This window comes from Streptomyces sp. NPDC033178 (assembly GCF_055577685.1).
Map to the genome: position 1 here is coordinate 305,331 of NZ_JBVIPT010000007.1, position 18,941 is coordinate 324,271.

Consider the following 18,941-nt stretch of genomic DNA (forward strand, 5'->3'; position numbering starts at 1 on the left):
TCCAGGGTCGGGAGCAGGGCGGGTACGCCGGAGCCGGATGGCGGCGCGCGGTGTCGTGCTCGGGGTGAGGTGGGGTCCCTCCCGCCCGGGTGCGGCCGAGTGTGGGGGAGGCGCGCCGCCAGCCGACCCTCCACCGACGGAACCGGCGGAGTCGGTGGGGTCGGGTCGGTGGGCAGGGTGTCTCAGAGGATCGCGACAGGTGCCACGGGGGTTCCGGTGGCGCCGACGAACGGTTCGGGCATCGCCGACAGCAGGAACGTATGGCGGCCAAGTTCTCCACAGGCTGTGGACAACTCTTCGAGATTCCAGTTCTGGCCCTGAAGCATGCCCATTTCGACCAGATCGAGGGCGTGTACGGGAAGCCACAAGTCCTCTGTTTCGGGCGGAAATATCTCAAAGGTGAGGGTGTCGTTCGCGACGGCGGCCACATCGCGTGCGTGGAACCACTCCGGGGTGCGGACGGACAGGCCGGGCGACGGGAACGCGTACGCGTGCTTGTCGCCCGCCAGGCAGAGCTGGATCTGACCGGTGCGTACGAGGACGATGTCGCCCGCGCGGACTTTCGTCCCGGCCAGTTCCTCGGCCGCTTCGAGGTCTTCCGGGGTCACCGCGTGGCCGCCGTCGAGGCGGTCCTTGCCGAGCGCGCGGGCCACGTCCAGGAGGATGCCGCGCGAGACGATGTGGCGGGGCTTGTCGATGCCGCTGAACTCGGCGCCGCCGTGGGCCGTGACGGTGGTCGCGGGACGGCCGTTGTAGATCTTCCCCGAGTGTGAGACGTGGGTGAGTGCGTCCCAGTGGGTGGCCGCCTGGAGGCCCATGGTCACGACGTCGTCGCTGCACGCGACCGTGCCGGGCCCGAACAGCTCCTGGTTGATCTGCACCATCGCGTGCAGCGGGTTGACCCGGCCCGGGATCATGCCGGTCTGTACGCCGTCCTGCTTCAGGGGGAGGGCCAGTGGCACGCGGCGGCCGGTACGGACTGTCGCGGCGGCCTCCCGCACCACCTCGTCGGTGATCAGGTTCAGCGTGCCGATCTCGTCGTCGGCGCCCCAACGCCCCCAGTTGTTCACGCGCTTGGCGATCTCGTGGAACTCGGCCGGCATCGACATGAGTGCTCCCCGGGGCTTGTCTCCAGGTATCTGACGGGTCGTAGAATCTGAGTCGAATCTAACGGACCGTCAGAAACTGCGGGAAGGGGCCGGGGCGTGGGGAACTTCTTGGCAGGCAAGGTCGTCGCCGTGACCGGGGCGGGCCGGGGCATCGGGCGCGCGGTGGCGCTGGCCGCCGCGGCCGAGGGCGCACGGGTCGTCGTCAACGACTACGGGGTGTCCATCGAGGGCGCCGAGCCGACCAGCGAGATAGCCGAGGCCGTCGTCAAGGAGATCGAGGCGGCCGGCGGGGACGCGATCGCCGTCGCCGACGACATCTCGACGATGGCGGGCGGACAGCGCGTCGTCGACACGGCACTGGAGACGTACGGACGGCTCGACGGAGTCGTGTGCGTGGCCGGGATCCTCCGCGAGCGGATGCTCTTCAACATGTCCGAGGAGGAGTGGGATCCGGTCCTCGCCACGCACCTGAAAGGCACGTTCACCGTCTTCCGGGCCGCGTCCGCCGTGATGCGGCGGCAGGGCTCCGGGACGCTCATCGGGTTCACCAGCGGCAACCACCAGGGGTCCGTCTCCCAGGCCAACTACAGCGCCGCCAAGGGCGGGATCATCTCGCTCGTGCGGAGCGCCGCGCTGGGGCTCCACAAGTACGGGGTCACCGCGAACGCGGTCGCGCCCGTCGCACGTACGCGTATGTCCGCGAACGTGCCGATGGAGTTGAAGGAGATCGGCGAACCCGAGGACGTTGCCGCGCTCGTGGTGTACCTGCTGTCCGAGCGGGCGCGGGAGGAGCGGATCACCGGGCAGGTCTACACGATCGCCGGGCCGAAGATCGCGGTGTGGGCGCAGCCGAGGGAACTCCGTTCCGCGTATGCGGAGGGGCCCTGGACGCCTGAGCGGATCGCGGACTTTCTGCCGGGGACCGTGGGGGCGGATCCGATGCCGTTGCTTGAGCAGGTGGAGGAGATGGCGCGGGCTGCGCGGCGCGCGGCTGGGGAGGAATGAGCGCGCCGTAGGGGCGGGCTGGCCGGTGGGTGCGGGTTGGCTGTGGCTGAGCGCGCAGTTCCCCGCGCCCCTAAAAGCCTAAAAGATTGCGCAGTTCCCCGCGCCCCTTAATGGGGCGCTGTGGTGGGCGGAGGAGACGTGGAGTTCGGGGTCACCGCGGAGGATGAGGCGTTTCGGGTTGAGGTGCGGGGGTGGCTGGGGGAGCGCGTTTCGGGTGGCCTGGACCGGAGGGACTGGGAGCGGACGCTCGGTGCGGCCGGGTGGATTGGGCTCGGGTGGGGTGAGGACGGGTACGGGAATCGGCTGGGTGGGCTGAGTCGGCAGGTTGTCTGGGCCGAGGAGTATGCGCGGTCCCGGGCGCCTGCTCGGACCGGGCACATCGGGGAGAACCTTCTTGCGCCCACTCTCATCGCTCATGGAAGTGAGGAGCAGAAGTCCCGGTTTCTGCCCGCGATCGCGTCCGGTGACGAGCTCTGGTGTCAGGGGTACAGCGAGCCGGGCGCCGGGTCGGACCTCGCGGGGATTCGTACGGAGGCCGTACGGGACGGCGACGCGGGCGTGTATCGGGTCACTGGGCAGAAGATCTGGACCTCGCTCGCCCATGAGGCGGACTGGTGTTTTGTGCTGGCACGTACGGAGGCGGGGTCGCGGCGGCATCGCGGGCTGAGTTTTCTGCTCGTACCGATGGATCAGCCGGGGCGGATCGAGGTGCGGCCGATTCGCCAGATGACGGGTACGAGCGAGTTCAACGAGGTCTTCTTCGACGGGGCGCACGCGCGCGTGGAGCACGTCGTCGGGGGCGAGGGCAACGGGTGGCAGGTCGCGATGAGCCTGCTCGGCTTCGAGCGGGGTGTCTCCACACTCGCCCAGCAGATCGGCTTCGCCCAGGAGTTGGGGCGGGTCGTGGAGGCGGCCGTCTCGACAGGTGCGGCGGACGATCCCGTCGTACGGGCCCGTCTCGTGCGCCAGTGGGCCGAGTTGCGCGTCATGCGGTGGAACGCGCTGCGCACGCTGGGGAGTTCGGCGGACCAGCTCCAGGTCCAGGGTGCTCCCAGTGTGGCCAAGCTGCTGTGGGGGCGTTGGCATCAGCGGCTCGGGGAGCTGGCGATGCGGGTGCGGGGCGCGGGGGCGGCGGTGGGGCCTGCGGACTGGTCCGCCTCGGCGCCCTACGAACTGGACGAGCTGCAGCACCTGTTCCTGTTCAGCCGGGCCGACACCATCTACGGCGGTTCGGACGAGGTTCAGCGCACGATCATCGCCGAGCGTGTGCTCGGCCTTCCCAGGGAACCGAAGGGATGAGGTGGGCGCGATGCGGGGTCCGAGGGGTGTGGCATGCGAGGTGTGATCTTCGACGGCAGGCAGACCCAGGTGGTCGACGACCTGGAGATACGGGAGCCGGGGCCGGGGGAGGTGCTGGTGGCGATCTCCGCGGCGGGGCTGTGCCACAGCGATCTCTCCGTGGTGGACGGGACCATTCCCTTCCCCGTACCTGTGGTCCTCGGCCATGAGGGTGCGGGGGTCGTGGAGGCGGTCGGTGCGGGCGTCACCCATGTCCGGCCCGGGGACCATGTTTCCCTGTCCACACTCGCGAACTGTGGGACCTGCGCCGAGTGCGACCGGGGGCGGCCCACCATGTGCCGCAAGGCCATCGGGATGCCTCAGCGGCCGTTCACGCGGGCGGGGCAGTCGTTGTACCAGTTCGCGTCCAACTCCGCCTTCGCGGAACGGACGTTGGTGAAGGCCGTGCAGGCCGTGCGGATTCCCGACGACATTCCGCTGACCTCCGCCGCGCTCATCGGGTGCGGGGTGCTGACCGGGGTCGGGGCCGTGCTGAACCGGGCGCGGGTGGATCGCGGGGACAGCGTGGTCGTCATCGGTACCGGGGGGATCGGGCTCAATGTGATTCAGGGGGCTCGGATCGCCGGGGCGCTGACCGTGGTGGCCGTGGATTCGAATCCGGCGAAGGAGGGGGTGGCCCGGCGGTTCGGGGCTACGCACTTTCTGTCTTCGACGGAGGGGGTGCGGGAGGTTCTTCCCACGGGGGCCGATCATGCCTTCGAGTGTGTGGGGAGGGTGGAGCTGGTTCGGCAGGCCGTCGATCTGCTCGACCGGCATGGGCAGGCGGTTCTGCTCGGGGTTCCGGCGGCTACGGCCGAGGCGTCCTTCCTTGTCTCGTCGATGTACTTGGACAAGTCGATTCTTGGGTGTCGGTATGGGTCTTCTCGGCCTCAGCGGGATATCGCGTTGTACGCGGAGCTTTATCGCGAGGGGCGGTTGTTGCTGGACGAGTTGGTGACGGAGACGTATCCGGTGGAGGACTTCGAGAAGGCTGCGGCCGATGCGGGGGCCGGGCGGGTTGCCCGGGCTGTTCTTACGTTCTGAGCGGTGTTGCCGGGGCACCGGAGGGTTTTCGCCCCCGCCGCCCCTACCCATTCCCGTCCCTTACTCAGGGGCTCCGCCCCCGAACCCCCGTATCGCGCTGAACGCGCTCGTCCTCAAACGCCGGACGGGCTAGTAGTCAGCCCCTCCGGCGTTTGAGGAGCGGGGGTTCGGGGGCTGGCCCCCGAAAAGGGACGGGAATGGGTAGGGGCGGCGGGGGCGAAGGGAGTCTGTTGGTCAGCGGAAGGTTCGGCGGTAGGTCGTGGGGGTTACGCCGAGGGTGGATTGGAGGTGTTGGCGCATTGACTGGGGGGTGCCGAAGCCTGAGGCGTGGGCGATCTGGTCGATCGAGAGGTCGGTGGATTCCAGGAGGTGGCGGGCGCGTTCGACGCGTTGCTGGGTGAGCCACTGGCCGGCGCTGATGCCGGCCTCCTCGCGGAAGCGGCGGGTGAAGGTGCGCACCGACATGGACTCCTGCTCGGCCATGTCACGCAACTGGATCGGCTCGTGCAGACGCGCCAGCGCCCAGGCACGGGCAGCGGTCGTGGACGCCAACTCTGGCTCAGGAACAGGGCGTTGGATGTACTGGGCCTGCCCGCCGTCCCGGTGCGGCGGCACGACCGTACGGCGGGCCACCTCGTTGGCGACCGCCGTGCCGTGATCCCGGCGCACGATGTGGATGCACAGGTCGATCCCGGCCGCGACCCCGGCGGACGTCAGCACGTCACCGTCGTCGATGAACAGCACGTCCGCGTCCACCCGCACCTTAGGGAAGATCCGCTGGAAGTGCTCGGCGGACGCCCAGTGCGTGGTCGCCGGGCGGCCGTCGAGGTATCCGGCGGCGGCGAGCACGTACCCGCCCGTGCAGATGGAGACGAGCCGCGTGCCGGGCCGGATCAGAGCGAGGGCCGCGGCCAGCTCGTCCGTGAGCACGCCCTCGTCGTGCACCGGGCCGAGCTCGTACGAGGCCGGAACGACGACGGTGTCGGCGGTGGCGAGGGCCTCCGGGCCGTTCTCCACCAGGATGGAGAAGTCCGCCTCCGCCTCGACCCGGCCCGGCGGCCGGATCGAGCAGGTCACCACCTCGTACAGATGGCGGCCCTCGGCGTCCTTGGCGCGGCCGAAGATCCGCTGCGGGATGCCCAGCTCGAAGGGGAGGAGGCCGTCCAGGGCGAGGACGACCACGCGGTGGGGGTGGACGGGAGCGTGCGGACCCATGGCCCGATTCTAGCGAATGCTGTCCTTCTGGCCACTCGTTCGGAGAGTCCGCAGGCCGGAAGCTCTATGACGTGACACAGACAACCGATGCCGCAGGTGCAGACGCAGTCGCGGATGGATCCGCAGCCGCCGCCACGGACGCATCCGCAGGCGGCGAGGAGCCCAGCGGCCGCAAGCGCCGGCGGCGGATACACCGGGCCTGGTTCGTCGCCGCCGTGACGTTCGTGACGATCATCGGGGCCGCGGCCTTCCGTTCGCTGCCGGGGCTGCTGATCGACCCGTTGCACGAGGAGTTCCACTGGTCGCGCGGCACGATCGGGCTCGCGGTCTCCGTCAACCTCGCGCTGTACGGGCTCACGGCGCCGTTCGCCGCCGCGCTGATGGACCGGTTCGGCATCCGCCGGGTCGTCGCGGTGGCCCTGATGGTGATCGCGGTCGGTTCCGGCGCGACGGTGTGGATGACGACCGCGTGGCAGCTGCTGCTGTGCTGGGGACTGCTGGTCGGGCTGGGCTCCGGCTCCATGGCCCTTGCCTTCGCCGCGACCGTCACCAACCGCTGGTTCACCGAGCGGCGCGGCCTGGTCACGGGCATCCTCACGGCAGCCTCCGCCTCCGGTCAGCTGATCTTCCTGCCCGTCCTCTCCTGGATCGTGGAGAAGCACGACTGGCGTCCGGCCGCCGTCACCGTCGCCCTGGCGGCCCTCGCGGTCGTGCCCTTCGTCTGGCTGCTGCTGCGCGACCATCCTGCGGACGTGGGGCTGAAGCCGTACGGGGCAACGGAGTTCGTGGAGAAGCCGCCACCCGTGCCCGGCGCGGCACGGCGTACGGTGAAGGTCCTCTTCTCGGCCGCGCGCACCGGCCCGTTCTGGCTGCTCGCCGGCACGTTCGCGATCTGCGGGGCCTCGACCAACGGCCTGATCCAGACGCACTTCGTGCCCGCCTCCCACGACCACGGCATGCCGATCACGGCGGCCGCGTCGCTCCTCGCGGTCATCGGCGTCTTCGACGTCATCGGCACGATCGCCTCCGGCTGGTTCACGGACCGCTTCGAACCGCGCCGCCTGCTGGCGGTCTACTACGCCCTGCGCGGCATCTCCCTCCTCTTCCTCCCGATGCTGCTGGCCCCGTCCGTCCACCCGTCGATGATCTTCTTCATCGTCTTCTACGGCCTCGACTGGGTCGCCACGGTCCCGCCCACCATCGCCCTGTGCCGCGAGCACTACGGCGACGACAGCGCCATCGTCTTCGGCTGGGTCCTCGCCTCCCACCAGGTCGGCGCCGCCCTCGTCGCCTTCCTCGGCGGCGTCGCCCGCGACACCTTCGGCTCGTACGACGTCATGTGGTACGCCTCGGGCGCGCTGTGCGCGGCGGCGGCACTGATGGCGTTGGTGATCCGGAGGCGGCCGGTGGCGGCGCGGACGGCTCTCGCCTGATCGCGTACGAGGCCGGTGCGCGGCCTCAGTCGGTGAGCCGGCCGAACCGGCCGCGGTGGAACAGCAGGGGCGCGCCGTCGCCGTCCGCCGTGCCCAGGGCGTCCACCCTGCCGACCACGATCAGGTGGTCGCCGCCCGTGTGGACGGCGTGGATCGTGCAGTCGATCCAGGCGGGGGCGCCGGCGAGGCGCGGCGAGCCGGAGACCGGGGCCGGGTCGTGGGCGACCCCGGCGAACTTGTCGGCGCCGCTCACCGCGAAGCCGCGGCACAGGTCGCCCTGGTGGGCGCCCAGGACGTTCACGCAGAAGACGCCCGCGCGGGCGATGCGGGGCCAGGTCGTCGACGTACGCGCGACCATGAACGCGATCAGCGGCGGGTCGAGGGACAGGGCGGAGAAGGACTGGCAGGCGAAGCCGGCCGGGCCCGCGGGCTCGTCCTCGCCGCCGCTCGCCGGTGCGGTCACGACGGTCACGCCCGTGGCGAAGTTGCCCAGTACGCGACGGAATTCGGCCGGGTCGATCGGTGCGCGTTCGTCGTCGCCGACCGCTCGCAGGTCCGGGCGCGGGAGGGGTTCGACCCGGCCCGTGGTGCCCGGGGCTCCGGCCGACCTGAGGTAGCGGACCGCCGCGGCGGCCATTCCTGCGTGTCCCATCACATTGTCCATTGAAGCTGACGGGGTGTCAGATTGGAAGGGGTGCTCACGAGCGGGCCCGGCCGCTGCGGGGTCAGCGGCCGTGGAACTCCGGTCCCCTGCGCTCCACGAACGACGTCACTCCCTCCTGTGCGTCCGCCGTCGTCATGTTGATCTCCTGTGCGGTGGCCTCGGCGGTGAGGGCGGTCGAGCGGTCGGTGTCCAGGGACGCGTTCACCAGTTGCTTGGTGAGGGCGATCGAGCGGGTGGGGCCCGTGGCGAGGCGTTCGGCCCAGGTGCGGGCCGTCTTCTCCAACTCCTCGTCCGGTACGACCCGGTTGACGAGGCCGAGGCGTTCCGCGTCCGCGGCGGTCAGGGCGTCGCCGAAGAACATCAGCTCCTTCGCCCGCTGGGGGCCTATCAGGCGGGGGAGAAGGTAGGCGCCGGCGCCGTCCGGGACGAGGCCGCGGCGTACGAACACCTCGATGAACCTTGCCGATTCGGCGGCTATGACCAGGTCGCAGGCGTAGGCGAGGTGGGCGCCTATGCCTGCCGCGGTGCCGTTCACCGCGGCGATCACCGGTTTCTCGCAGTCCAGGATCGCGGTGATCAGGCGTTGGGCGCCCTGGCGGATGACTCGGGCGACGTCTCCGGCGACTCGGTCCGTTCGTGGGCCGCCGCCGCGGAGATCTGCGCCCGCGCAGAATCCACGGCCGGTTGCCGTGATGACGACCGCCCGTACGTCCGGGTCCGCGGAGGCTTCCTCGAACAGCCGGATCAGGTGGTCGCGCTGGTCCGGGGTGAGGGCGTTCATCGCTTCGGGGCGGTTGAGGGTGATCCATGAGACGTGGTCGGTGGTGGTGTGGAGTATCAAGGGGGTGGTCCGATCCGGTTGTGGGTGGGTGCGGGTTGTGTGTGGCTGGTCGCGCAGTTCCCCGCGCCCCCAAAGAGCGTGGCTGAGGACGGTGCGTACCTCCCGGGCCGGTGGGGGCTGATCGCGCAGTTCCCCGCGCCCCTGACGGGGCCCGCCCCCCACCCTCCGGCAGTCGCCCTCCGGAGCAAGGGGTCGTGTCGGGGTTTCCGATCGCAGCACGACCTCCCGAGGGCACCCAATAGGCCCGGGATGACACAGCTGCGATCGGATGCCCCGTCGCGGCCCCGACCCAACGACGAACGGCAGGCGCATCCTTTAGGGGCGCGGGGAACTGCGCAACCAGCACCCACCCAACCCGCACCCGACACATCACCGCCCCCGACACCCCACCGCAAGTCCCCCTCAGCGGCACACAGCCAACGCGTCCAGGGCTACCGCCCCCTGCCCCCGAGGCAGCACCATCAACGGATTGATGTCCAGCTCGGAGAGTTCGCCGTCCAGTTCGAGGGCCATGCGCTGGACACGGAGGACGACCTCGACGAGCGCGTCGAGGTCCGCCGGAGGACGCCCCCGCACGCCGTCCAGAAGCGCCCGCCCGCGGAGCTCAGAAAGCATCGACCGCGCCTGGTCCTCACCGAAGGGCGGCACCCCCACCGCCGTGTCCCGCAGGACCTCGACGAGCACCCCGCCCAGCCCGACCGTCACGGTCGGCCCGAACAGCGCGTCCTGGGTGACACCCACGACCATCTCGACACCGGGCTCGACCATCTGGCACACCAGCACCCCGTCGAGCGGCACGTCCTCGTACCGCGCGATGTCGGTGAGGTCGCGATACGCGTCGCGGACCTGACTCGCGGAGGTCAACCCGATCTTCACCAGGCCGAGTTCCGTCTTGTGGGCGAGCTGCGCGCCGGAGGCCTTCATCACGACGGGGTAGCCGACGAGCCCCGCCGCCCGGACGGACGCCGCGGCACTGGTCACCAACTGCTCACGCGGCACGCGTATCCCGTACGCGCGCAGCAACTGCTTCGCCGCGTGCTCGCTCAGCTGCTGCCCCGGCCGCATCAGCGCCTGCGCCTTGCGGAACGAGGGGGACGACGTACGCGGCGCCTCGTCGAAGGGCGAGCGGTAGAACGAGGAGAACCGCGCATGCTCCAGATGGGCCCGCACCGCCGTGATGCAGTTCGCGAACGTACGGAAGGTGGCCACGCGGGACGAACCGAGCAGCGTCTCCCGGTACGCGGCCTCCGTGCCGACCGGCGAACCCCACACCACGCACACCAGCTTGTCCGTCTGTTCCGCCGCGTCCACCAGGTCCTGCGCCAGCTTGTCGCTCATCGGAGGGAAGGGGCCCGTGATGGGACAGATCAGCACCCCCACCGACGGGTCCGCGAGGATCGCGTCGATGATCTTCCGGCCACGCCAGTCGCCCACCGGATGCCCGCCGTTGTCGACGGGGTTGGAGACGTCCAGGTACTCGGGTATCCACTCGTGCAGCTCGGCCTGCTTGCCGGCCGAGAGCGTGGGCAGACAGAGCCCCGCCTCCGACGCCAGGTCCGAGAAGTGCGCGCCCGTGCCGCCCGAGATGGAGTAGACGACCACACCGTCGGCGGACGGGGGGCGGGCCCGCGCCAACAGGGCCGCGGTGTCCTGGAGTTCGTCGAGGCCGTCGACGCGGATCACGCCGTACTGTCGCATCGCCGCGTCCACCACCGCGTCGGCGCCGGTCAGTTTGCCGGTGTGCGAGGCGGCCGTGCGGGCACCGGTCTCCGTGCGGCCGACCTTCACCGCCACCACCGGCACCCCACGCCGCGCCGCCCGGTCCGCGGCGAGCAGGAAGGAGCGCCCGTCCTTCAGCCCTTCGACGTAGCAGGCGATGGCCCCGACCTCCGGCTGCTCGGCGAAGTAGGAGATGAAGTCGGCGCTTTCCAGGTCGGCCTCGTTGCCGGTGGGCGCCCAGTGGGAGAGGCGGATGCCCAGCTCCTGCAGGGTGAAGACCGGGCGCCCCTGGTGTCCGGACTGGGTGATCAGGGCGATCGCCGGTCCGTCCAGGTCGTCGCGGAACTTCTCGAAGGCGTTCAGGTTCGTGTTCGGGCCGAGCAGACGCAGCCCGGAGCGCTCCACGGCGGCGGCCAGCCTGGCCTGTGCGGCGGCTCCCTCCGCGCCGGTCTCGGCGAACCCGGAGGCGAAGGCGACCGCGAACTTCACCTTGGTCTCGGCGAGTTCCTCGATCACGGGCAGTGGATCGGAGACCAGCAGCACGGCCAGGTCGACCTCTTCGGGCAGCTCCCCGACAGCGGCGACGCACGGAATGCCGAAGACCGACTCACGCGTCGGATGCACCGGATACAGCTGCGCGCCCACCCGCTCGGACCAGGCGAGCAGTTGCCGGGTGATGCCGGTGTTCGGGCGCCCCTCGGCGTCCGAGGCGCCGACGACGGCCACGCGTTCGGGGCGGAAGAAGCGGTCCAGATCGGGTACGCCGGCGTACAGCGGTCGGCCGCTGACGTCGAGGTCGTCGGTGGCGGCGGGCCTGCCGTGCACGGCAGGGGCCGGTTGCTCGCCGCAGGCGATGACGCGGGCCCGGCGGGAGTCGGTGGTGAGGGTGCCGTGGGTTGATCCAAGCATCGGTCCGCCCGCTCCTGTGTGGCTGCCAATAACTGACGCAGTGTCAGATTACTGAACTGACGGCGCGTCAGGAACGGGTCTGCACGCAAAGAACTTGTGGCGAGCACAGGGTTTGTACCCGGCAGGGTCTGCCAAGGAACCCGCCCGGTCCGGCGTATCCGGTCCGGCGTGTCCGGCTTGGCGTGTCCGGCTTGGCGTGTCCGGTCCGGCTGTTCGGAACGGCGTATCCGGCTCGGCGTGTCCCGTCCGGTGCATCCGGTCCTGGGACCGGGCACACAGGTTCCGCACAGTCCGGGCGCAACCTTCAACCACCCACGCTGGTCTAGATGTTGCACATGTCGAAGGAGACACGACCGAGTCCCTTGGGGGAGACATGAGACCCGACTCCGTCCGGCGCGCCCTGCGCCTCGGAGCTTGTACCGGCGCGATGGCCGGCCTGCTGACGGTGGGCCTGGCCCTGCCGGCGGCGGCCGACGACGAACCGGAGACCGACCAGCTGTGGATCAACGCCCCGTACGAGCAGAGCCTGCCGCTCGGCGCGGACGGCGGTGAGCCACCGGCCCGGACGCTCGACCTGGGCATGTTCCACGACAACAGCAACTTCACCGTGACCGACGGCAGGCTCACCGTGGACGTCTCGGGGCTCGCCGGGGTCGCCGAGGTGACCTGGCCGGACAACTGCACGCCGAGCGGCACGACCGCCGTGTGCGTCGTACCGGACGTGCCCGTCGGGGAGGGCGACAACGAGCAGATTCATCTGGAGGTCCGGGCGGCAGACGGCGCCGCGGTCGGTGCGCAGGGGCGGATCACGTACGAGGCGACCGCGACCGGAGGTCCCGACGGCGTTCTCGTGGCGGACAGCTTCGACACGACGCTCACGGTGGCGTCGTCGGGCCCCGACCTCTCGATCCGTGACGAGGCGCCGATCGGCGAGACCGAGCCGGGGACGACGGAGACGATCCCGTTCGCGCTGTCCAACAAGGGCAACGAGGCGTCGAACGGCTTCACGCTGACGATGTACGCGTCCTACGGGCTCGAATTCGTGTCGACGTACCCCGAGTGCGAGTACACCGACGCTGTTCCGGTCGCGCACGCCACCTGCACGTTCGACGAAGTCCTCCCGCCCGGTGAGTCGTTCGAGCTGCCCGAGCCGCTGAAGGTGGCGATCGCGGAGCACGCGTTCAACGAGCGGCTGGACCTGAGCGTCGAGCCCGGTGGCGGTGCCACCGACCTCTGGAACGACGACAACTACGTGGCGCTGCAGATCGGCGCCGCCAACACGGCGGACTTCGCGGTGCGCGGTGCCAAGGTCTCGGGCGCCGTCGGCGACACGGTGACGGCCTCGATCGCCTTCCGGAACAAGGGCCCGGCCTGGGTCGGCAACCTCGGCTCCGGCGATCCGGTGGCCAGCGTCGACCTGCGCGTTCCGCAGGGCACGACGGTCACCGGAGTCCCGTCCGGCTGCTTCCCGCGCACGCTGGACGGCGGCCACTACCCGGGGTCCACGGGGGCCCCGCGCTATGTGTGCAACCTGCCGTACTGGGTGTCGGAGAGCGCGAAGCGTACGTACGCCTTCAAGCTGCGTGTCGACACGGTGGTGCCCGGGGCGAGTGGGGCGGTCACGGTTCACCCGGAGTGGGGTGACACTTTCCCGTTCGACCCGGACAGTTCGAACAACTCGGCGGCCCTGGTCGTGAACTAGGCGCTCCGCGGGGGTGGGGGTGGTTTTTGGCTGCGGGCCGGTGGGGGCCGGTCGCGCAGTTCCCCGCGCCCCTGGAAAGGCCAAAAGACTGCGCAGTTCCCCGCGCCCCTGAAAAGCGGAGGGATCGTGCGGGTCAGCGTGTGATGCGGGACGGGAGCCTTTGGTCCCTGTCTCGGGCGATTGCCTTTGCGATCTTTTCGGCGTCCATGGAGAGTTCGCGGAACATGCCGCTGATGGGGTTGGTGAAGCCGGTGAAGTAGAGGCCGGGGGCGTTCTTCGGGGTGCGCGGGCCGTGCACCACCGGGCGGCCCCGGCCGTCCAGGACGTCGAGGTGGCCGACCACGTTCTCCAGGGAGCGTCGGTAACCGGTCGCGGCGATCACGACGTCCGGGCCGACGCGGTCGCCGTTCGCGAGGACGACCTTGCCGTCCTCGAAGCCGTCGACCGCGGACACGACCTCGACGCGCCCCTTGCGGACGGCGTCGATCAGGCCGACGTCCTGTACGGGGATGGCCCCCTCGTTCACACGGGAGTACAGCCCGGTGTCGGGACGCGGCAGCCCCTGCGCCGACAGGTCGGGCACGCTGACCTTGGCCAGCGGCCCGGCCATCCGGTCCACCAGGCCGACCGGCAGCCGCCGGCAGAGGATCCCGGTGAACTGGGCGGCCCAGCCGGCCGTCGACCGGCGCACGATGTGCGGCGCGGTCCGCACCGAGAGCCGTACGCGCGAGGCGCCGCCCTCGACGAGGTCGACGGCGATCTCGGCACCGGTGTTGCCGACCCCGACGACGAGGACGTCACGTCCGGCGTAGGGGGCGGGGTTGCGGTACTCGCCCGCGTGCAGGAGTTCGCCCTTGAACGCGTCGCGGCCGGGCCAGTCCGGCACGTGCGGAGTGTGGTTGTAGCCGGTGGCGACGACGACCGCGCTGCCGGTCAGCTCCCGGCCACCGGTGGCGTGCAGCAGCCAGCCGCTGCCGTCGGCGGAGGGCTCCACGCGGGAGACCTCGACACCCGTGACGATCTCCAGCTCGTGGTACTCGGCGTACTTCTCCAGGTACCGCACCACGTTGTCGCGCGACACCCACCGCCCGAACGAGCGCGGCATCGGCAGGCCGGGCAGCCCGGACAGCCGCCGCGTGGTGTGCAGATGGAGCCGGTCGTAGTGTCGTCGCCAGGATGCCCCGACGCGCTCGGACTTTTCGAGCACGACGGCGCGCACGCCCTGCGCGCGCAGCGCGTGCGCCGCCGCGAGACCGCCCGGGCCGCCGCCGATGACGTACACGGGGCGGTCGGCGAGGGGCTGTGCCGCGGGGTCCGCGGGCGCTGTGGAGTCGGCCATGTGCCAGAGCGTATTCATGTAGTCACTTGATGGGTCTCGGTCAAGCCCGGAATTGGTTGCGGATTGATCACGGCTGTAGGAGGAGTGCGTGGGGCTCGTGGCGTAGGGCGTCTGGTTGTGGGGGCTTGGTGAGGCGCGGCTCTTGCGCGTACGCCGTCCGTACGCTGAACTGACGTACCGTCAGATCCCGTTCGGCGGCAGGGGAGTTCATGGACACGATCTGGCTCACCGGGGCGGAATGGGTCGCCGTGCTTCGTATCGGTCTCGGGCTGTGGTGGCTGGAGAGCTGGCGGCACAAGGACAAGAAGGGCTGGTTCGAGCGCGGGACCGGGATCGCGTGGGCGGCGGACGTCGCGGCCAAGCACCGGTGGAACACGGTGCGCAGCGGCTTCGAGGTGGTGGTCGCACCACGGCCGCGCACGATGGCGTACGTCGTCGTGTACGCGGAACTCGCCCTCGGGCTCGGTCTGGTCGTCGGTTTCCTGACCCCGATCGCCCTGGTCGGCGGGCTGCTCCTCAACCTCCTCTACCTCGTGCTGATGATCCACGACTGGGCCGAGCAGGGGCAGAACGCGATGATGGCGCTGATCTCCCTGGTGGCCCTCTTCGGGATGTCGTGGCAGACGTGGTCGCTGGACAGCGCGGTGGGCTTCTTCTGATGGCCGGGGTTCTTCTGGTGGAGGTGCTGTCGTGAGCGGGGCGCGGTTCGATCTGCCGGAGGTCGACGCCTTTACGCAGCCGTACTGGGACGCGGCCGCCGAGGGGCTGCTGCTTCTACGCCGATGCGGGGCGTGCGGGCGCGCCCACCACTACCCCCGCGAGTTCTGCCCGCGCTGCTGGAGCGAGGACGTCACCTGGGAACGGGCCAGCGGCCGCGCCACGCTCTACACCTGGTCCGTCGTCCACCGCAACGACCTGCCGCCCTTCGGCTCCCGCACGCCGTACGTAGCCGCCGTCGTCGATCTCGCGGAGGGGCCGCGGATGATGACCGAGGTGGTGGGGTGCGGGGAGGAGTCGCTGCGGGTGGGGATGGCGCTGGAGGTGGCCTTCCGGACCGGAAGCGCCGACGGCGCGGACGAAGGGGAGGGGGAAGGGGAGGGGGCGGTCACGGTTCCGGTGTTCCGGCCCGCTTCCGTCTAGCCCGGGCGCCCGTTGTTGAATGGAACGATGACCGACTTGTACGAGTCCCACGCCGCCCGTCCCTTTCCCGAACTCCACGGTCACGGTCTGCGGCTGCGGCCGTGGGACGCTCAGGCCGACTCGGATGTCGAGGCATGGCTGCGGGGGTGTTCCGACCCCGAGTTCAGGCGGTGGAACACCCCGCTCAGGGCGATCGAGGACCTGGACAGTGCGCGGGAGTCGCTGCGGGCCCGGGCCAAGGCGGCCGTGGAAGGCGTCGGGGCCTCCTTCCGTGTCACCGACGCGGAGAGCGGCGTGACGCTCGGGCACATCGGGGTCAACGACATCGACCACGTCATACGCGTCGCGCGGGTCGGCTACTGGGTGCTCCCGGAGGCGCGCGGGCGGCAGGTCGCGAGGCGGTCGCTGGCGCTGGCCGGGCGGTGGGCGTTCGAGGGGCTCGGGCTGCATCGGCTGGAGTTGGGGCATGCGGTGGGGCACGACGTGTCGTGCCGGGTTGCCGAGCGGTGCGGGTTTCCGTACGAGGGGACGCTGCGGGGGGCGATGTTCGAGGCGGGGCGGCAGGATGCGTTTCGGGATGTGCATCTGCATGCGCGGCTCGCCACGGATGGGGAGGCTGGTGTTTTTTGACGCCCGGGTGGGGCGGGCTCCGGTTGTTCGGGCGGCTGCGCACCCAACCCCCCACCGGGCCGCAGGCGAAGCACACCCGTCGGCGGGCCTACGGCCACAGGAGTTCCCTGTGCCAAGTGGAGTCGGTGCGGCGGTAGGCGAGGCGTACGTGGCGGCGGTGGGGGTCGCCCTGGAAGAACTCCACCTCGTCGGGGGCGAGGACGTACACCGTCCATGAGGGCGCGGCGGCGTCCGGTTCCTGCTGGGCCCGGTGCCAGGCGGCCTCCGAGGCGCGTTCCAACTCCTCGTAGGAGCCGAGGACTTCGCTCTGGCGGCCCACCAGCGCGGAGGCGAGGGCGCCGGTCGAGCGGGCGTGCAGGTCGGCGTGGGCGACCTCGGGCGGAGCGACGGTCACCCGGCCGCGCACCCGGATCTGCCGGCCCTGCACGGGCCAGTAGAAGCCGAGCGCCGCGTACGGCCGGGCCGCCAGCTGCCGCCCCTTCCGGCTGCCCGCGTGCGACGCGAAGTGCCAGCCCTCCTCGTCGGCGCCGTGCAGCATCACGATCCGTACGTCGGGCCTGCCCTCCTCGTCCGCCGTGGCCAGGGACATCGTGTGCGGCTCGGTCTGCCCGGCCGCCACCGCCTCCGCGAACCACTGCTCGAACAGCGGCAACGGCTCCGCCGGGGCGGCGTCCGGGGCGAATCGGGGCAGCTCGGTGTCCCAGACCCGCTGTTCCCTCAGCAGCCGTACGAACTCGGACGGAGGCGGGGAGGAGGAAGACTCGGTGCTCATGGGGCGATTGTCGCGCCTGCCTCCGGCTCAGACCGCCCCGAGGTCCGACGAGAGCCAGCGTTCGGGCCGCATCCGGACGACCACCTGGGTGCCGTGCTCCTTCCAGGAGAAGTCGACGTACCCGTCGACCTTGTCGGCCGGGAGGTAGCGGGCCGAGATCTCGTGGAGCTGCTCGTGGGTTGCGGGGGTCGTGTCGAGGACCGGGCCCTCGACGGACACGTACCGGATGGTGGGTTCGAGCCGGTCGACCATGAGGGAGAACCGGCCCGCCGCGCCGATCAGTTGGTTCTTGCGGGAGTCCGCCTGGATCAGGATCCATACGGTGCCGTCGGGCTCGTACTGGTACCAGACCGGCACCGTGAGCGGGGCGCGGCCCGCCCCGGCGTCGACCGCGAACGCGGCGATGTGCGGCTCTTTCAGGAACTTCTCTCGCTCTTCACGGGTCAGGGCCATGCGGGTCCTCCAGCCGGTTGAGTCCGTTCCTTCCAGTCGTTTCAGCGTGTTCTGTCCAGTCCCGTATTCCAGTCCCGTATTCCGGTTCCGCGGTCCGGAAGCGCGGTGCCGCGCGGAAGGCGTTCAGGGCCGCTCGGCGGGCGGACCCCCCTTCCATGGTGGAGCCAGCACCACCATGGGTTCGGGTGTGGGCTGTCTCGTCGGCGCGGGCGGGCGACGGCATGGTTGAACCCAGTTGATCGCAGGGGTTCACGGCCCCGCCGCCCGGAAGGAAATCCCCATGAAGCCCCAGCTCGCGCAGCAGGCGAAGACGGTGGGCGACGCTGCTCCGGGGCCGTTCGCCTCCTTCGTCCGGTTCGTGGTGTGCGGCGGCGGGATCGGGGTCCTCTCCAGTGGTGCGGTGGCCCTGCTGGCCGGGACGATGCCCTGGGTGGCGGCGAACGCGGTCATCACGGTCGCCTCGACCGTCCTCTGCACGGAGCTGCACGCGCTCTTCACCTTCGGGACCGGCAAGCGGGCCGGCTGGCGTCAGCACTGGCAGTCCGCCGGGTCGGCCACGGCGGCGTACGCGGTGACCTCCCTCGCGATGCTGATCCTGCACCTCGTGCAGTCGTCGCCCGGCATGGTCACCGAGCAGGTCGTCTACCTCAGCGCCTCCGGGCTCGCCGGCACAGGCCGCTTCCTGGTGCTGCGGCTGTTCGTCTTCGCGGGTGGCAGGGACGGGGGCCAGGTCCAGGACCGGAAGCAGGGCCAGGACCGGGACCGCGCCTTCGTCCGCGAGGCCGCCGCCGCCCGGCGCCGGGTGGTCTCGGTGCCGACACGCCTGCCGAACCGTGTCCTCACCCCCGCGGCGCTCGCGGTCGGATCATGAGCCTCGGATCGCGAGTCAGGGGTTTCGCCGATTAGTTTCTCCCGTCCTCGCCGTCTACCCGACGACACAGAGACGACACAGAGTTGACCGACCAGCTCTGCCGGAACCTGGAGGAACCTCATGAGGAAGATCACCGCGGGGCTGTTCATTTCGCTCGACGGCGTCGTCGAGGCGCCCGACCAGTGGCACTTCCCGTACTTCAACGACGAGATGGGCGCGGCCGTCGGTGCGACCTTCGGTACGGCCGACACCATGCTGTTCGGCCGCACGACCTACGACAGCTTCGCCGGGGCGTGGCCCGAGCGGGAGGCCGCCGGCGGTGAGGACGCCGGGTTCGCCAAGCAGCTCGGTGATGTGCGGAAGATCGTCGCGTCCCGGCAGGAGCTCGCGTTCACCTGGCGGAACTCCGAGCAGTTGGAGGGCGACCTCGTGGAGACCGTCACCGCGCTGAAGAACGAGGAGGGTGGCGACATCGCCCTCAGCGGTTCCGTCTCGGTCGTACGGCAGCTGCTGGCCGCCGGGCTGTTGGACGAGCTGCATCTGCTGGTGCATCCGATCGCCGTGCGCAAGGGGATGCGGTTGTTCGAGGAGAGCGACTCCTCGATTCCGCTGAAGCTGATCTCTTCGCAGACCTTTGAGACGGGTGTGGTGAACCTGGTCTACGGGCCGGACGACGCGGCGGCAGCGGGTGGCGGCACGTATGACGAGGCCAAGGGCCATCTCCCGCAGGGGGAGTAGGCCGGTCGTCGACCGCGGG

The 18,941-nt window shown here is 70.6% G+C and carries 18 protein-coding genes; 10 read left to right on the forward strand and 8 right to left on the reverse strand.

Annotated elements, in window-relative coordinates:
* Positions 1-182 precede the first annotated feature (182 nt).
* Positions 183-1,109 (reverse strand): cyclase family protein, encoded by a 927-nt coding sequence (locus ACZ5VQ_RS19885; RefSeq protein ID WP_469106021.1) that lies wholly within the window; start codon positions 1,107-1,109, stop codon positions 183-185.
* Between the two features lie 96 nt (positions 1,110-1,205).
* Between ACZ5VQ_RS19885 and ACZ5VQ_RS19890 the strand changes: the two genes are divergently transcribed.
* The 3 genes from ACZ5VQ_RS19890 to ACZ5VQ_RS19900 all read left to right on the forward strand — a co-directional run bounded on the left by ACZ5VQ_RS19890 (position 1,206) and on the right by ACZ5VQ_RS19900 (position 4,496).
* Positions 1,206-2,114 (forward strand): SDR family NAD(P)-dependent oxidoreductase, encoded by a 909-nt coding sequence (locus ACZ5VQ_RS19890; protein ID WP_469106022.1) that lies wholly within the window; start codon positions 1,206-1,208, stop codon positions 2,112-2,114.
* A gap of 138 nt (positions 2,115-2,252) precedes the next feature.
* Entirely contained in the window at positions 2,253-3,413 is a 1,161-nt protein-coding gene (locus ACZ5VQ_RS19895) for an acyl-CoA dehydrogenase family protein (RefSeq protein ID WP_469106023.1), read from the forward strand.
* 33 nt (positions 3,414-3,446) lie between these two features.
* Positions 3,447-4,496: a Zn-dependent alcohol dehydrogenase gene (locus tag ACZ5VQ_RS19900; protein WP_469106024.1), complete on the forward strand. Its 1,050-nt coding sequence runs from the start codon at positions 3,447-3,449 to the stop codon at positions 4,494-4,496.
* Positions 4,497-4,730: 234 nt separating this feature from the next.
* Here the strand turns inward: ACZ5VQ_RS19900 and ACZ5VQ_RS19905 are convergent, their stop codons facing one another.
* Positions 4,731-5,711: a GlxA family transcriptional regulator gene (locus ACZ5VQ_RS19905; protein ID WP_469106025.1), complete on the reverse strand. Its 981-nt coding sequence runs from the start codon at positions 5,709-5,711 to the stop codon at positions 4,731-4,733.
* 71 nt (positions 5,712-5,782) lie between these two features.
* Between ACZ5VQ_RS19905 and ACZ5VQ_RS19910 the strand changes: the two genes are divergently transcribed.
* Positions 5,783-7,144 (forward strand): MFS transporter, encoded by a 1,362-nt coding sequence (locus ACZ5VQ_RS19910; RefSeq protein ID WP_469106026.1) that lies wholly within the window; start codon positions 5,783-5,785, stop codon positions 7,142-7,144.
* Positions 7,145-7,169: 25 nt separating this feature from the next.
* On the opposite strand, the gene ACZ5VQ_RS19915 is transcribed toward ACZ5VQ_RS19910, so the two are convergent.
* The 3 genes from ACZ5VQ_RS19915 to ACZ5VQ_RS19925 form a co-directional block, all read right to left on the reverse strand.
* On the reverse strand, positions 7,170-7,796 hold the full coding sequence (locus tag ACZ5VQ_RS19915) for a flavin reductase family protein (RefSeq protein ID WP_469106027.1): 627 nt from the start codon (positions 7,794-7,796) through the stop codon (positions 7,170-7,172).
* A 73-nt stretch (positions 7,797-7,869) separates the two neighbouring features.
* On the reverse strand, positions 7,870-8,589 hold the full coding sequence (locus tag ACZ5VQ_RS19920) for an enoyl-CoA hydratase/isomerase family protein (protein ID WP_469106144.1): 720 nt from the start codon (positions 8,587-8,589) through the stop codon (positions 7,870-7,872).
* Positions 8,590-9,051: 462 nt separating this feature from the next.
* Positions 9,052-11,277 (reverse strand): acetate--CoA ligase family protein, encoded by a 2,226-nt coding sequence (locus ACZ5VQ_RS19925; RefSeq protein WP_469106028.1) that lies wholly within the window; start codon positions 11,275-11,277, stop codon positions 9,052-9,054.
* 373 nt (positions 11,278-11,650) lie between these two features.
* Here ACZ5VQ_RS19925 and ACZ5VQ_RS19930 point away from each other — a divergent pair, with 373 nt between their 5' ends.
* Positions 11,651-12,979, forward strand: coding sequence for a COG1361 family protein (locus ACZ5VQ_RS19930; protein WP_469106029.1), 1,329 nt, complete (start codon positions 11,651-11,653; stop codon positions 12,977-12,979).
* Positions 12,980-13,112: 133 nt separating this feature from the next.
* Here ACZ5VQ_RS19930 and ACZ5VQ_RS19935 read toward each other — a convergent pair whose 3' ends face one another.
* The gene (locus tag ACZ5VQ_RS19935; RefSeq protein WP_469106030.1) at positions 13,113-14,318 is read right to left on the reverse strand and encodes a flavin-containing monooxygenase; all 1,206 of its coding nucleotides are present in this window, start codon (positions 14,316-14,318) and stop codon (positions 13,113-13,115) included.
* A gap of 209 nt (positions 14,319-14,527) precedes the next feature.
* Between ACZ5VQ_RS19935 and ACZ5VQ_RS19940 the strand changes: the two genes are divergently transcribed.
* Genes ACZ5VQ_RS19940 through ACZ5VQ_RS19950 form a run of 3 tightly spaced genes read left to right on the forward strand, consistent with a single transcriptional unit; the run spans position 14,528 to position 16,088 of the window.
* On the forward strand, positions 14,528-14,977 hold the full coding sequence (locus ACZ5VQ_RS19940) for a DoxX family protein (RefSeq protein ID WP_362087785.1): 450 nt from the start codon (positions 14,528-14,530) through the stop codon (positions 14,975-14,977).
* Between the two features lie 31 nt (positions 14,978-15,008).
* Positions 15,009-15,458 (forward strand): Zn-ribbon domain-containing OB-fold protein, encoded by a 450-nt coding sequence (locus ACZ5VQ_RS19945; protein ID WP_469106031.1) that lies wholly within the window; start codon positions 15,009-15,011, stop codon positions 15,456-15,458.
* Positions 15,459-15,485: 27 nt separating this feature from the next.
* Positions 15,486-16,088, forward strand: a complete 603-nt coding sequence (locus ACZ5VQ_RS19950) for a GNAT family N-acetyltransferase (RefSeq protein WP_469106032.1) — start codon at positions 15,486-15,488, stop codon at positions 16,086-16,088.
* 88 nt (positions 16,089-16,176) lie between these two features.
* Here ACZ5VQ_RS19950 and ACZ5VQ_RS19955 read toward each other — a convergent pair whose 3' ends face one another.
* Positions 16,177-16,860, reverse strand: coding sequence for a pyridoxine/pyridoxamine 5'-phosphate oxidase (locus ACZ5VQ_RS19955; RefSeq protein WP_469106033.1), 684 nt, complete (start codon positions 16,858-16,860; stop codon positions 16,177-16,179).
* A gap of 27 nt (positions 16,861-16,887) precedes the next feature.
* Positions 16,888-17,313: a pyridoxamine 5'-phosphate oxidase family protein gene (locus ACZ5VQ_RS19960; protein WP_469106034.1), complete on the reverse strand. Its 426-nt coding sequence runs from the start codon at positions 17,311-17,313 to the stop codon at positions 16,888-16,890.
* Positions 17,314-17,593: 280 nt separating this feature from the next.
* On the opposite strand from ACZ5VQ_RS19960, the gene ACZ5VQ_RS19965 reads away from it, so the two are divergent.
* Together ACZ5VQ_RS19965 and ACZ5VQ_RS19970 are read left to right on the forward strand one after the other, a co-directional pair.
* Positions 17,594-18,184 carry a GtrA domain-containing protein gene (locus ACZ5VQ_RS19965; protein ID WP_469106035.1) on the forward strand — a complete coding sequence of 197 codons (591 nt, stop codon included), beginning with the start codon at positions 17,594-17,596 and terminating at the stop codon, positions 18,182-18,184.
* Positions 18,185-18,304: 120 nt separating this feature from the next.
* Complete coding sequence (locus tag ACZ5VQ_RS19970; protein ID WP_469106036.1) at positions 18,305-18,922, forward strand: dihydrofolate reductase family protein; 618 nt, start codon at positions 18,305-18,307, stop codon at positions 18,920-18,922.
* Positions 18,923-18,941: the final 19 nt, after the last annotated feature.

Coding starts and splice junctions, on each gene's coding strand:
- ACZ5VQ_RS19915 (WP_469106027.1), bottom strand. CDS start 7,796: ATGGGACACGCAGGAATGGCCGCCGCGGCGGTCCGCTACCTCAGGTCG.
- ACZ5VQ_RS19955 (WP_469106033.1), bottom strand. CDS start 16,860: ATGAGCACCGAGTCTTCCTCCTCCCCGCCTCCGTCCGAGTTCGTACGG.
- ACZ5VQ_RS19920 (WP_469106144.1), bottom strand. CDS start 8,589: ATGAACGCCCTCACCCCGGACCAGCGCGACCACCTGATCCGGCTGTTC.
- ACZ5VQ_RS19900 (WP_469106024.1), top strand. CDS start 3,447: ATGCGAGGTGTGATCTTCGACGGCAGGCAGACCCAGGTGGTCGACGAC.
- ACZ5VQ_RS19960 (WP_469106034.1), bottom strand. CDS start 17,313: ATGGCCCTGACCCGTGAAGAGCGAGAGAAGTTCCTGAAAGAGCCGCAC.
- ACZ5VQ_RS19940 (WP_362087785.1), top strand. CDS start 14,528: ATGGACACGATCTGGCTCACCGGGGCGGAATGGGTCGCCGTGCTTCGT.
- ACZ5VQ_RS19970 (WP_469106036.1), top strand. CDS start 18,305: ATGAGGAAGATCACCGCGGGGCTGTTCATTTCGCTCGACGGCGTCGTC.
- ACZ5VQ_RS19905 (WP_469106025.1), bottom strand. CDS start 5,711: ATGGGTCCGCACGCTCCCGTCCACCCCCACCGCGTGGTCGTCCTCGCC.
- ACZ5VQ_RS19935 (WP_469106030.1), bottom strand. CDS start 14,318: ATGGCCGACTCCACAGCGCCCGCGGACCCCGCGGCACAGCCCCTCGCC.
- ACZ5VQ_RS19885 (WP_469106021.1), bottom strand. CDS start 1,109: ATGTCGATGCCGGCCGAGTTCCACGAGATCGCCAAGCGCGTGAACAAC.
- ACZ5VQ_RS19950 (WP_469106032.1), top strand. CDS start 15,486: ATGACCGACTTGTACGAGTCCCACGCCGCCCGTCCCTTTCCCGAACTC.
- ACZ5VQ_RS19925 (WP_469106028.1), bottom strand. CDS start 11,277: ATGCTTGGATCAACCCACGGCACCCTCACCACCGACTCCCGCCGGGCC.
- ACZ5VQ_RS19930 (WP_469106029.1), top strand. CDS start 11,651: ATGAGACCCGACTCCGTCCGGCGCGCCCTGCGCCTCGGAGCTTGTACC.
- ACZ5VQ_RS19965 (WP_469106035.1), top strand. CDS start 17,594: ATGAAGCCCCAGCTCGCGCAGCAGGCGAAGACGGTGGGCGACGCTGCT.